This is a genomic window from Arthrobacter sp. N1 (assembly GCF_048288285.1).
Lineage (GTDB): Bacteria > Actinomycetota > Actinomycetes > Actinomycetales > Micrococcaceae > Arthrobacter_D.
In genome coordinates this window covers 1,163,541-1,176,071 of the sequence record NZ_CP102608.1, presented here as the reverse complement: position 1 = coordinate 1,176,071, position 12,531 = coordinate 1,163,541, and the positions used below count along the sequence as shown (strand labels likewise).

The window sequence follows — 12,531 nt, the reverse complement described above, 5'->3', positions numbered from 1 at the left end:
CGCGACGGGCGCCCCGCTGGCGGCTCCTCAGAAGAGGATGGTCGCGAAGGTGTCCACCTGATCGAACCCCACGCGCTTGTACGCGGCGATGGCGCGCGCGTTGTACGAGTTCACGTAGAGGCTCACCGTCGGTGCCAGGGAGCGGGCGGCGACGACGACTGCGGCCATGTAGGCCGCGCTGCGTCCCTCGCCCCGGTGGTCGGGGTTCATCCACACGCCCTGCACCTGGACGGCCTGGGAGGACACGGTGCCCAGTTCGGCCTTGAAGACCACCGTGCCGCCGTCGTCGAACGCCGCCAGGGAGTGCTTCCGTCCGATGAGGGAGGCGACACGGCGGCGGTAGTGGTCCGATCCGCCGATGAACGGTGAGTAGCCCACCTCCTCCTCGAACATCGCCGCACAGGCGGGCAGGAGCCGGTCGAGCTCCTCGGGCCGGGTGAAGCGCAGGTCCTCGGCCGGTGCGATGAGCGGGTCCGAGTGGATCGCCATGAGCGGCTGGGTGGGGCGCACGTCGAAGGGTTCTCCGCTGTAGTCCTCGAGGGTGGACCAGAGGTCCATGACGCCCTCGGAGAGTCCGAAGATGGAGGAGAAGGTGCGGCCGGAGCGCCCGAGATGGTCGCCGAAGATGGCCCCGGTCTCGTCCGTGACGCCGACCGGTACGAGGTTCACGCCCGCCCAGCAGGCGGCGCGCAGCTCGTTGTGCCGGAACATGCCGATGATCTCCCCGCCCGCGAGCGACGGCGCGGCACTCCCCCTCGACTCGAGGTGCGACGCCACGAACACGTTCGCCACCGGGTCGTCGTTGACGATCGCCCAGAGGTCCCGGGTGTCCTGTTCGCCGAGGACGCGGAAGGACCACGGTCCTTCGGGATCGGCCTGGGGTCTAGCTAACGGTAACCATGGGGCCACCCTGGCCAGCAGTTTCGCCATCAGCCTCACCCATCTCCTCTGCGAGCCGCATCGCTTCCTCGATGAGTGTCTCCACGATCTGGTCCTCGGGGACGGTCTTGATGACCTCTCCCCGAACGAAGATCTGTCCCTTGCCGTTGCCGGACGCGACGCCGAGGTCGGCCTCGCGGGCCTCTCCAGGACCGTTCACGACGCACCCCATCACCGCGACGCGGAGGGGCACCTCCATGCCCTCGAGGCCGGCGGTGACCTCCTCGGCGAGCGTGTAGACGTCCACCTGGGCGCGGCCGCACGACGGGCAGGAGACGATCTCCAGCTTGCGGGGGCGGAGGTTCAGGGACTGCAGGATCTGGTTGCCGACCTTGACCTCCTCGACCGGCGGGGCGGAGAGCGAGACGCGGATGGTGTCGCCGATCCCCTTGGAGAGCAGGGCGCCGAAGGCCGTGGCGGACTTGATGGTGCCCTGGAAGGCGGGGCCGGCCTCGGTGACGCCGAGGTGCAGCGGCCAGTCGCCGCGCTCGGCGAGGAGCTCGTAGGCCCGCACCATGATGACGGGGTCGTTGTGCTTCACGGAGATCTTGAAGTCGTGGAAGTCGTGCTCCTCGAAGAGGGATGCCTCCCACACGGCGGACTCGACGAGGGCCTCGGGCGTCGCCTTGCCGTACTTCTCCATCAGCCGGGGATCGAGCGAGCCGGCGTTGACGCCGATGCGGATCGAGGTCCCGGCGGCCTTCGCCGCCGCGGCGATCTGCTTGACCTGGTCGTCGAACTTGCGGATGTTGCCCGGGTTGACGCGGACGGCGGCGCAGCCGGCGTCGATCGCGGCGAACACGTACTTGGGCTGGAAGTGGATGTCCGCGATCACGGGGATCTGCGACTTCTTCGCGATGATGGGCAGCGCCGCGGCGTCGTCGGCGGAGGGGCAGGCGACACGGACGATGTCGCAGCCCGTGGCCGTGAGCTCCGCGATCTGCTGCAGCGTCCCGTTGATGTCCGTGGTCGGCGTGGTGGTCATCGACTGGATGCTGATCGGCGAATCCGAGCCCACACCCACCGATCCGACCTTGATCTGGCGGGTCTTGCGCCGGGGGGCGAGGACGGGCGGCGGTGCTGCTGGCATTCCTAGGCTGACCGAGGTCAAAACATCCTCCATGCTGGCGGCCTGAACCGCTCGTGTGACGAGATTCCTGATTTCATTATCCACCCGACCCGGGGCTTCGCGGGCCGCCCGCGATCCATCTCACACGGTGCTCACACGCGGTCGCGGAACGCCCCGATGACCGGGTTCCACTCCGTGGTCTGCACGGCCGAGATGGCACCGACCCGCGCGAAGGGGTCCTCGCTGACGAGCTGGTTGAGGTCCGCCTCCGTCTCGGCGGAGAACATCAGGAGCGCGCCGCTTCCGTCCGTGAAGGGCCCTGCGGCGAGGACGCGGCCCTGCCCGACGAGCTCCTCGAGCCACTGGCGGTGCGCGGGGCGGTGCTCCGCGCGGAGCTCCTCGTGATCGGGGTTGTACACGTATTCGACGGCGAAGATACTCATGGCCTCACCCTACGTGAATCACAGCAGGTAGACCTTGACGACCGACGCGACACCGGCGGCCCACAGCATGGAGGCCAGGGTCCCGATGATGAAGCGCTCGGAGGCCGCGGGTGACTCCTTCAGCTCCGCGTACCTGCCCAGGGCCTTCACCGCCACGACGTAGGCGATCGCGACCGGCTGCCCGCCGAGGATCGCCACGGTGACCGCGAGGCGCTCGAGCACCCCGATCACCAGCCCGCCGCGCAGGACGCCCGGCGGCAGGGCGTCCACCGGCGCCCTCGGAGGCTCGGCGGGCGGTGCCGGCAGCTCGAACTGGGGCTGGTCGGCGGGCTCGGGCGGTTCTGCGCGGCGGCGCTCCGCGGTGTCGACCGACCGGGCCAGGCGCAGCACCAGCATGGTCACGGGCAGTCCGACGCCGCCCGCGGCGAGCAGGGCCACGACGATCCACAGAGCCTCCATCGATTCCCCTTCCGCGACCGGCCGGACGCCCGGCCCGACCGTCCTGCTCCATGTCTACCGCACGGCACCCACGATCGCGGCCACCGCTGCGCCCCGCCCGCGGGACAGGCGTCACCGCGTCACCTCGTCACGGCGTCACCTCGTCACGGCGTCACCTCGTCACGGCGTCACCGCGTCACGGTCCACCCACGTCAGCAGCCGCGCCGCCGCGGGTCGCACCGCCTGCTCCTCGTGCCAGGCCGCCCTGGCGGCGGCCTTGCTCACGGCCTGCGGCGTGATGCCCAGCGTCCGGGCGACGGCGGTCTGCGTGCCGCGCACTCCCGGTTCGAGGAGGTCGAGGATGCGCCACTCGGCCTCCGACCGCGCCAGGACGTGGCGTCCGAGGAGAGCCAGGACGCCCTCCGCCTCGGCTGCGCCGTCGGGCCCCTCGACCGCGAGCGGCGCGCGCTCCCCCGTCTTCTTCGCACGGTCGACGGCGGCGCGGGCGTGGACGAAGGCCGAGCCGCGTCCCTCCCGGGGGGAGGCGGGCAGCGGCGTGTCGATCTCCCCGACGCCGATACCGATGTACCAGCCGCCCGCGCGGAGGCACAGGAGCACGGCCTGGACGACGTCGGATGACCCGGCGAGGACGCCCTGGGCCTCGTCGCCGACCGATCGCTCCCACGGCAGGACCGTGGGGACCGGACGGAGGAGCGCGAGCAGCCCGGGAATCCGGTCGGTCGAGCTCCGGCTGCCGATCTGGTCGATGGTGAGGACGAACATTTATCAACCGTATGGGGTTGAAATGCAATTTACAACCGATCAGCCGAACAAGTCGACCGGCTTCACGATGTCGGCGTAGATCAGGAGCACGCCCATGCCCATCAGCAGGATCGCCACCGCATAGGTGAGCGGGAGGAGCTTCGCCATGTCGAACGGCCCCGGATCGGGACGCCGGACCAGGCGGGCGAACGTCCTCCTCAGTCCCTCCCACAGGGCGCCCGCCACATGTCCGCCGTCGAGCGGGAGAAGGGGGATCAGGTTGAAGACGAACAGGGCCAGGTTCACGCCGGCCACCAGGCCGATGAGCGTCGCGGTCCGGGACGCCACCGGGATCTCCTCCATCGCCGAGATCTCGCCGGCGATCCGCCCGACACCCACCACGCTGATGGGCCCCTCGGGATCACGCGGCGCGTCGGAGAACGCTGCCTGACCGACCTCGACGACACGCTGCGGCAGGTTGAGCACCACCCCGGCCACCCGGGCGAGGGAATCGCCCACGGCGGGCAGCACCTCACCCGCGGGCTGCGGGACGAGCTCCTGCGTGGACCCGACGCCGAGGAAGCCCACCTCCTGCGTCACCGCCACGCCGTCGTCGTCCACCAGAGGCGTGCCGTCCTCCGAGGCGACGGGCCGCTCCGTAAGGAGGGGCGTGATGGTCGACTCGATGGTCTCGCCGTCGCGCACGTAGCTGATGGACACCTCGCGGCCCGCGGCCTCGCGGATCCAGCCCGAGAAGGAGTCCCAGTCGGCGACCTCCCGGCCGTCGAAGGCGACGATCCGGTCCCCGGGCAGCAGGCCCGCCTCGGAGCCGGGAGCGGCCGGGTCGGCCGGCGTGCACTCGGTCTGGCCCGTGGCGGCCTGCTGGCTCGCGGGGACGACGCACTCGGAGACGGAGGACAGCGTGGTGGTCGGCTGCGCGGTGCCGAAGCCCATGATCAGGACGGCGAACAGCACGGTCCCGATCAGCAGGTTCATCAGGGGACCACCGAGCATGATGATGATGCGCTTCCAGATGGGCAGCTTGTAGAACACGCGGTCCTCGTCGCCGGGCTGCAGCTGCTCGGCGGCCGCCTGGCGCGCGTCGTCGGTGAGCTGCTGGAAGACGCCCGTGCTGGACCGCCGCACGGCTCCGGCCGCCGTCGAGGCAGGCGGGAACATGCCCACCATCGAGACGTAGCCGCCTGCCGGGATGGCCTTGAACCCGTACTCGGTCTCCCCGCGGCGGCGGGACCAGACGGTCGGCCCGAACCCCACCATGTACTGCGTGACCCGGACCCGGAACAGCTTCGCGGGGACCAGGTGCCCCACCTCGTGCAGGGCGATCGACGCGGCGATGCCGACGACGACGACGAGGACGCCGGCGATGAACAGCAGAACGGTCACAACGTGTCCTTCAGGTCTTCGGCAGCGGCCGCCCCGGCCGCTGGTTCCACCACCCCACAACGGATCCGCGCCCGCCTACGTGCCCAGCGCTCCGCCTCGAGCACGGCAGCCAGGGTCAGCGCAGTTCCTGCATCCGCGTCCAGGCGGCGCTGCTCGTCGACGACGGCGGACACGATGTCCACGATGTCCGTGAAGCCGATGGCTCCCTGGTGGAACGCCTCGACGGCCTCCTCGTTCGCGGCGTTGAACACCGCCATGCGCGTGCCGCCCTCGGCTGCCGCCCGCTTGGCCTCCACGATCGCGGGGAAGGCCTGCTCGTCGAGCGGCTCGAACGTCCACTCCGACGGGCGGCTCCAGTCGCAGGCGCGGGCGGACCCGGCCACGCGGAACGGCCAGCCGATGCCGAGGGCGATGGGCAGGCGCATGTCCGGCGGCGATGCCTGGGCGAGCGTGGATCCGTCGATGAACTGGACCATGGAGTGGATCATGGACTGCCGGTGCACGACGACGTCGATGCGCTCGAGCGGGATGTCGAACAGCAGGTGCGCCTCGATGACCTCGAGGGCCTTGTTCACCATCGACGCGGAGTTGGTGCTGATCACGCGGCCCATGTCCCAGGTGGGGTGGGCGACGGCCTGCGCCGGCGTGACGTCCTGCAGCTGTGCCCGCGTCATGCCGCGGAACGGACCGCCGGACGCCGTCAGCACGAGCCGGTCCACCTCGTCCGCCGTCCCGCCGCGCAGGGCCTGCGCGATGGCGGAGTGCTCGGAGTCCACGGGGACGAGCTGGCCGGGGGCGGCCGCCGCGCGCACGAGGGCTCCCCCGGCGATCAGCGATTCCTTGTTGGCGAGCGCGAGGAGGTGCCCGGCACCCAGCGCCGCCAGCGTCGGCTCCAGGCCGATGGACCCGGTGATGCCGTTGAGGACGACGTCCGCGTCGGGCCACGCCGCGACGTCCGAGGCCGCCCGGTCCCCCACGAAGAGCCGGGGTGCGTAGCCGGACACGCCGGCCTCGTCCGCTGCCGTGCCGATGGCCTGCTCGAGCGCGGCCTCGCTGCCGGTGGCGACGCCGACCGCCGGGGCCCGGACGGCGACGGCCTGGCGTGCGAGGAGCTCCGGATCCCGCCCGCCCGCGCTGATCCCGGCGACGCTGAACCGGTCCGGTGCGGCGGCGATGACGTCGAGGGCCTGCGTGCCGATGGAGCCGGTGGAACCGAGGATGGTGACGCGCCGGTGCTCCCGGGTCGGGTTGCTGAAATCCATGGGACCAGTATCCCGCAGGAGCCCGACCGTCAGGCGCGGGCCCTGGCCAGCACGCTCCGGGCGTGCCGGAGGATGGGCTCGTCGACCATGCGCCCCTCGTGGGTGAAGACCCCGCGCTCGTGCTCGGCGGCGGCGAGCAGCGCCCGCGCGTGCTCGACGTCGGCGGCGGCCGGCGCGAACGCCGTGCGCACGGCTGCGACCTGGCCCGGATGGATGCAGGCCTTGGCGCCGAAGCCCGAGGCGACGGCATCCTCCGCCTCCAGGCCCAAGCCGCGGGCATCGGCGATGTCCACGTACACGGCGTCGATGGCGGTGCAGCCCGCCGACCCGGCGGCGAGCAGCACCTGCGAGCGCGCGTGCAGGGCCACGGCGCGGTACATGCCGTCCGGCGAGCGGCTCGACGTGCCGCCGAGGGACGCCACCAGGTCCTCCGCCCCCCACATGAGGGCGGTGACACCCTTCGCGCGGGCGATCCCCACGGCGTTCACGACGCCGCGCGCGGTCTCGCAGAGGGCGATGACGTCGACGTCGCCGAGGGCCGAGCGGACGGCGTCGACGTCCTCCGGTGATTCCGTCTTGGCCAGCATGACCGTCCGGTACGGCGTGCCGCGGACGGCCTCGCAGTCGAGCGCGAAGTCGGCCGTACCGACGGCGTTCAGGCGGACGACGGTCCGGGCGGGATCGAGCGACGAGGCGGCGAGCACCTGCCGGGCGGCCGGCTTCGCGGCGGGAGCGACGGCGTCCTCGAGGTCGAGGATGACCGTGTCCGACCGCTCGGCCGCCTTCGCGTAGCGCTCGGGGCGATCGGCCGGGCAGAAGAGGAGTGCGGGTCCGAGCTGGATGCCGCTCATGATCGCTCCTGCGCGACCGTCGTCGGTGCTGTCGTCCGTACCGTCGTCCGTGCTGTGGTCGGGGCCGTCGTCCGTGCTGTGGTCGGGGCCGCCGCCGAGGACCACATGAGCACCGAGCGGGTGGCGGTGGCGACGACGTCGCCGTGCTGGTTGCGTCCGGTGTGGGTCATGGTCGCGATGCCCTGGCCGGGGCGGGACGAGGACGCGCGGACACCGGTGACCTCCGTCTCCGTGTACAGGGTGTCCCCGTGGAAGAGCGGCTTCGGGAAGGCGACGTCGGTCAGGCCCAGCTGCGCCACGATGGTGCCCTGCGTCAGCTGCGAGACCGACTGGCCGACGAGCGTCGCGAGGGTCAGCATCGAGTTGACGAGCCGCTGGCCGAACGGCTGGCCCTCGGACCAGGCGGCGTCGAGGTGCAGGGCCTGGGTGTTCATGGTGAGGGTCGTGAACAGGACGTTGTCCGCCTCGGTGAGGGTGCGGCCCGGCCGGTGGGCGTAGACGGCACCCACCTCGAGCTCGTCGAGGTAGAGACCACGCTGCTCGATGACGCGGCGGTCGGGGGCTGTCCCGTCGGTGTCGCCCGACGGGGCGGCGGGAGCGGTCACGCCGCGGCGTCCGTGAGGGCGATCCGCAGCGGTGCGCCCGTCGCCGCCACCACGTCGTCGACCGTGACACCGGGCGCCGTCTCGCGCAGCACGAGGCCGTCCGCCTCGACGTCGATCACGGCGAGGTCGGTGACGATGCGGTTCACGCAGCCCTTGCCCGTCAGCGGGAGGGAGCACGCCTCGACGATCTTGGGGCGTCCGGCACGGTCGACGTGCTCCATCATGACGATCACCCGCTTGGCGCCGAACACGAGATCCATGGCACCGCCCATGCCCTTGACCATCTTCCCCGGCACCATCCAGTTCGCGAGGTCGCCGTTCCGGGCGACCTCCATCGCGCCGAGCACGGCGACGTCCACGTGGCCACCGCGGATCATGCCGAAGGACGCGGCCGAGTCGAAGTAGGCGGCACCGGCGTTCGCGGTGACGGTCTCCTTGCCGGCGTTGATGAGGTCGGGATCGACGGCGTCCTCCGCGGGGTAGGGTCCCACGCCGAGGATGCCGTTCTCCGAGTGCAGCACCACCTCGACGCCGTCGGGGATGTAGTTCGGGATGAGCGTGGGCATGCCGATGCCGAGATTGACGTACTGGCCGTTCTCGAGCTCCAGGGCGACCCTCGCGGCGAGGTCGTTGCGGGTGAGCGCCATCGTCATGCTCCTTCGGGTGCGTTGAGGCCGGCCTGCGGATCGGGGCTGCCGGCGATCGAGACGGTCCGCTTCTCGACGCGCTTCTGAACATCGCCGGCGACGACGACGCGCTGCACGAAGATACCGGGTGTGTGGACCTGTGCGGGGTCCAGCTCGCCCGGCTCGACGAGTTCCTCGACCTCCGCGATGGTGATCCGCCCGGCCTGCGCGCAGAGCGGGTTGAAGTTCATCGCGGTCGCGTGGAAGACGAGGTTGCCGTGCCGGTCCCCCTTCCAGGCGTGCACCAGGGCGTAGTCGGGCCGCAGCGACTCCTCCAGCACGTAGTCGACGCCGTCGAAGGACCGCACCTCCTTGGCCTGGGAGGCGACGGCGATGTTCCCCTCGGCGTCGTACCGCTGCGGCAGGCCGCCCTCGCTGACCTGCGTGCCGACCCCCGCCGTCGTGTAGAAGGCGGGGATGCCCGCGCCGCCCGCCCGGAGCTTCTCGGCGAGCGTGCCCTGCGGCGTCAGCTCCACCTCGAGCTCGCCCGAGAGGTACTGGCGCGCGAACTCCTTGTTCTCGCCGACGTAGGAGCTGATGGTCCGTCGGATGCGGTGATCGGACAGGAGGATCCCGAGGCCCCAGCCGTCCACGCCGCAGTTGTTGCTGACCGTCTCGAGCTCCGCCGTCCCCTGCGCGTGCAGGGCATCGATGAGCGTCACCGGGATCCCGCACAGACCGAACCCGCCGACGGCGAGCGAGGCGCCGTCCGGGATGTCCGCCACGGCCTCCGCCGCACTGCCGACCACCTTGTTGATCACTGCTTCTCCTTCACGTCGCCGTCGCCGTCCGCGCTGCGGTCAGAGTCCGAGGTCCCTCGCGATGAGCATGAGCTGGACCTCCGTGGTCCCCTCGCCGATCTCGAGGATCTTGGAGTCACGGTAGTGCCTGGACACCACGAACTCGTTGATGAACCCGTAGCCGCCGAAGATCTGTGTCGCGTCCCGGGCGTTGTCCATGGCCGCCTCACCCGCGACGAGCTTCGCGATCGAGGCCTGGGTCTTGAAGGGCTTCCCGGCGAGCATCCGCGCGGCGGCGTCGTAGTAGGCCAGGCGCGCGGTATGGGCACGGACCTGCATGCGGGCGATCTTGAACTGGATGGCCTGGTAGGCGCCGATGGTGCTGCCGAAGGCCATGCGCTCCCCCGCGTACCGGACGGACTGCTCGACACAGCCCTGGGCGGCGCCCGTGGCGAGCGCGGCGATGGCGATGCGGCCCTCGTCGAGGATCTGCAGGAAGTTGGCGTAGCCGCGACCGCGGGTGCCGAGGAGGTTCGCCTCGGGGACCCGGACGTCCTTGAGCGTCAGCGGATGCGTGTCCGAGGCGTTCCAGCCCACCTTGTTGTAGGCCTTCTCGGCGGTGAAGCCCGGCGTGTCGGACGGGACGAGGAGGGTGGAGATCTCCTTCTTCACCGTGCCGTCCGGGCGCTCGCTCGTCCCGGTCACCGCGGTGACCGTCACGAGCGAGGTGATGTCGGTGCCGGAGTTGGTGATGAACTCCTTGGTGCCGTTGATGACCCACTCGGATCCGCCGGCGCCGTCCTCGAGCTTCGCCGTCGTCTTGGTCCCCGAGGCGTCGGAACCGGCCTCGGACTCCGTGAGGCCGAAGCCGCCGAGCGCCGCACCGGAGGCGAGGGAGGGCAGCCACTGCTGCTTCTGCTCCTCGGTCCCGAAGCGGTAGACGGGCATGGCGCCGAGGGACACCCCGGCCTCGAGGGTGATCGCCACGGACTGGTCCACGCGGGCCAGCTGCTCGAGCGCGAGGCACAGGGCGAAGTAGTCGCCGCCCATTCCCCCGTACTCCTCGGGGAACGGCAGGCCGAAGAGGCCCATGTCGCCCATCTGCTTGACGACCTCGTAGGGGAAGCTGTGCTCGGCGTCGTGCTTGGCGGACACCGGGGCCACGACCTCGTCCGCGAACTCGCGGACGGTGTCGACGAGGTCCTGGTACTCCTCGCTCAGTTCGAAATTCATGCTGCGTTCCCTTCCGTGGGGTGTTCTGCGGGACTGGCTGTCTGATCGGGTGCCGCGTCGGCGGCGTCGATGCTCGCGACGACCTGCTGCGCCCTGACGAGGTCCCCGGGTTTCAGGGACAGGCGGACGACGCCGGCGACTGCGGCGGTGAGCTGGTGCTCCATCTTCATGGCCTCGACGGTGAGCAGGACGTCGCCGACCTGCACGGATGCGCCGTCCTCCACCGACACGGACACGACCGTGCCGGGCATGGGGCTGCGGACGAGCGGGTCCGCCGCACCGTCCTCGCGGCTGATGCGGGCGAGGGCGGCATCCAGCAGCTCCCCGCGCGAGGGACGCCGCATGCGGGCGGACCAGCCGGCGTCGCCCAGCCACACGGTGTCGCCGTCGACGGCGAAGGACCGTGGTGAGCGGATCCCGTCGAGGATCACCCCGTTCCCCACGACCTCGAGGTGGACGCGGGTCTCCCCGACCGTCGCGATCCAGCCGTGCTCGGCTCGCTGCAGCAGGACGGTCTCCGTGACGCTCCCGACCTCGAGCGTGACGGCGCGGGGCCTCGGGGTGCCGAGGCGGAAGCCGTCGGCGCGATGCCACGGCGAGCCACCCGGGATGACGGGCTCCGCCTCGACGAGGAGGACGGCGGCGAGCGCGAGCTCCGCGCGCGCGACGCGCCGGAAGGTGAGGTCAGGGAGCTTCCGCTCGATCATCGTGGTGTCGAGCCGTCCGGCGCGGACGTCGTCGTCCGTGACCAGCAGGCGCAGGTACTCGATGTTGGTGTCCACCCCGAGCACCACGGTGTCCGCGAGCGCGGCGTCGAGGCGGTCGAGCGCCTCGCGCCGGTCCGTGCCCCAGGCGATGACCTTGGCGAGCATCGGGTCGTACGACGACGAGACGGTCCCGCCGGGCAGGAGCGAACTGTCCACCCGGATGCCCTCTCCCGTCGGCTCGCCGAGCGCGACGACGGTGCCGGTGGAGGGCAGGAAGCCGGCCTCGGGGTCCTCCGCGTAGACCCGTGCCTCGACGGCATGTCCGGTGAGCACGATGTCCTCCTGCCTGAGGGACAGCTCCTCACCGGCGGCGATGCGGATCTGCCACGCGACGAGGTCCACCCCGGTGACCAGCTCCGTGACGGGGTGCTCCACCTGGAGCCGCGTGTTCATCTCCATGAAGAAGAACTCGTCGGGGGCGGCGTCGGAGACGAGGAACTCGACCGTGCCGGCCCCCGTGTAGTCGACACTGCGGGCGGCGTTGCAGGCCGCCTCGCCGATGCGGTGTCGCGTCGCGGCGTCGAGCAGCGCGGAGGGCGCTTCCTCGATGACCTTCTGGTGCCTGCGCTGCAGGGAGCACTCGCGTTCGCCGAGGTGGATGACGTTGCCGTGGCCGTCCGCGAGGACCTGCACCTCGATGTGGCGGGGGCGTTCGATCAGCCGCTCGAGGAACAGGGTGTCGTCCCCGAAGGCACGGGCGGCGACACGGCGCGCCGTGACGAGCACCTCGGGGAGGTCCTCGGAGCGGTGGACGGCGTGCATGCCCTTGCCGCCACCGCCTGCGGAGGGCTTGATCAGCAGGGGGAAACCGACGTCGTCCGCGGCGGAGAGGAGTGCCTCGTCGGTGAGTCCGGGCTCGGCGATCCCGGGCACGATCGGCACCTGGAAGCCGGCGACGTGGTTCTTGGAGCGGATCTTGTCACCCATGATCCCGAGTGCGTGCACGGACGGTCCGATGAAGACGATCCCCGCCTCCTGGAGTGCCTCGGCGAAGGCCGCGTTCTCGCTGAGGAAGCCGTAGCCGGGGTGGACGGCGCCCGCGCCCGTGCGCCGGCAGGCCTCGACGACGGCGGGGATGGAGAGGTAGCTCTCGGAGGGCGCTGCTCCCCCGATGCGCACGGCGGCGTCGGCCTCGAGCACGTGGCGTGCTCCGGCGTCGGCGTCGCTGTAGACCGCGACGGAATGCAGACCCAGGGCGCGGACCGACCGGATCACGCGGCAGGCGATCTCGCCGCGGTTGGCGACGAGGACCGTGTCGAAGGGCCGGTCCGAAACGCCGGTGGAGTCGTCTGCCGCGGGGACGCTGGGTGTGTGGGAGGAGAGGGTCATCGG

The 12,531-nt window shown here is 71.3% G+C and carries 13 protein-coding genes; all 13 read right to left on the bottom strand.

Annotation, left to right across the window (positions count from 1 at the left end):
* Positions 1–27 precede the first annotated feature (27 nt).
* Positions 28–930 carry a GNAT family N-acetyltransferase gene (locus NVV32_RS05320; protein ID WP_055772578.1) on the bottom strand — a complete coding sequence of 301 codons (903 nt, stop codon included), beginning with the start codon at positions 928–930 and terminating at the stop codon, positions 28–30.
* The gene (ispG, locus tag NVV32_RS05315; protein WP_055772581.1) at positions 884–2,050 is read right to left on the bottom strand and encodes a flavodoxin-dependent (E)-4-hydroxy-3-methylbut-2-enyl-diphosphate synthase; all 1,167 of its coding nucleotides are present in this window, start codon (positions 2,048–2,050) and stop codon (positions 884–886) included. The genes NVV32_RS05320 and ispG overlap by 47 nt, the downstream gene beginning before the upstream one ends.
* A 110-nt stretch (positions 2,051–2,160) precedes the next feature.
* On the bottom strand, positions 2,161–2,451 hold the full coding sequence (locus NVV32_RS05310) for a YciI family protein (protein ID WP_055772584.1): 291 nt from the start codon (positions 2,449–2,451) through the stop codon (positions 2,161–2,163).
* A gap of 18 nt (positions 2,452–2,469) precedes the next feature.
* The gene (locus NVV32_RS05305) at positions 2,470–2,910 is read right to left on the bottom strand and encodes a hypothetical protein (RefSeq protein ID WP_422391619.1); all 441 of its coding nucleotides are present in this window, start codon (positions 2,908–2,910) and stop codon (positions 2,470–2,472) included.
* Between the two features lie 159 nt (positions 2,911–3,069).
* On the bottom strand, positions 3,070–3,672 hold the full coding sequence (locus tag NVV32_RS05300) for a MarR family transcriptional regulator (RefSeq protein WP_422391618.1): 603 nt from the start codon (positions 3,670–3,672) through the stop codon (positions 3,070–3,072).
* A 39-nt stretch (positions 3,673–3,711) separates the two neighbouring features.
* A complete protein-coding gene (locus NVV32_RS05295) occupies positions 3,712–5,055 on the bottom strand; it encodes a M50 family metallopeptidase (protein WP_055772593.1) in 1,344 nt (447 codons plus the stop codon).
* Positions 5,052–6,317: a 1-deoxy-D-xylulose-5-phosphate reductoisomerase gene (gene dxr / locus NVV32_RS05290; RefSeq protein WP_422391617.1), complete on the bottom strand. Its 1,266-nt coding sequence runs from the start codon at positions 6,315–6,317 to the stop codon at positions 5,052–5,054. Before dxr ends, NVV32_RS05295 begins: the two co-directional genes overlap by 4 nt.
* A gap of 29 nt (positions 6,318–6,346) precedes the next feature.
* Positions 6,347–7,168 (bottom strand): HpcH/HpaI aldolase/citrate lyase family protein, encoded by an 822-nt coding sequence (locus NVV32_RS05285; RefSeq protein WP_422391616.1) that lies wholly within the window; start codon positions 7,166–7,168, stop codon positions 6,347–6,349.
* On the bottom strand, positions 7,165–7,773 hold the full coding sequence (locus tag NVV32_RS05280) for a MaoC family dehydratase (RefSeq protein ID WP_082471593.1): 609 nt from the start codon (positions 7,771–7,773) through the stop codon (positions 7,165–7,167). Before NVV32_RS05280 ends, NVV32_RS05285 begins: the two co-directional genes overlap by 4 nt.
* Positions 7,770–8,420, bottom strand: coding sequence for a CoA transferase subunit B (locus NVV32_RS05275; RefSeq protein ID WP_055772603.1), 651 nt, complete (start codon positions 8,418–8,420; stop codon positions 7,770–7,772). The genes NVV32_RS05280 and NVV32_RS05275 overlap by 4 nt, the downstream gene beginning before the upstream one ends.
* 2 nt (positions 8,421–8,422) lie before the next feature.
* On the bottom strand, positions 8,423–9,220 hold the full coding sequence (locus NVV32_RS05270) for a CoA transferase subunit A (RefSeq protein WP_055772605.1): 798 nt from the start codon (positions 9,218–9,220) through the stop codon (positions 8,423–8,425).
* Between the two features lie 39 nt (positions 9,221–9,259).
* Positions 9,260–10,432, bottom strand: a complete 1,173-nt coding sequence (locus NVV32_RS05265; protein ID WP_055772607.1) for an acyl-CoA dehydrogenase family protein — start codon at positions 10,430–10,432, stop codon at positions 9,260–9,262.
* Complete coding sequence (locus NVV32_RS05260) at positions 10,429–12,528, bottom strand: acetyl/propionyl/methylcrotonyl-CoA carboxylase subunit alpha (RefSeq protein ID WP_422391615.1); 2,100 nt, start codon at positions 12,526–12,528, stop codon at positions 10,429–10,431. The genes NVV32_RS05265 and NVV32_RS05260 overlap by 4 nt, the downstream gene beginning before the upstream one ends.
* Positions 12,529–12,531: the final 3 nt, after the last annotated feature.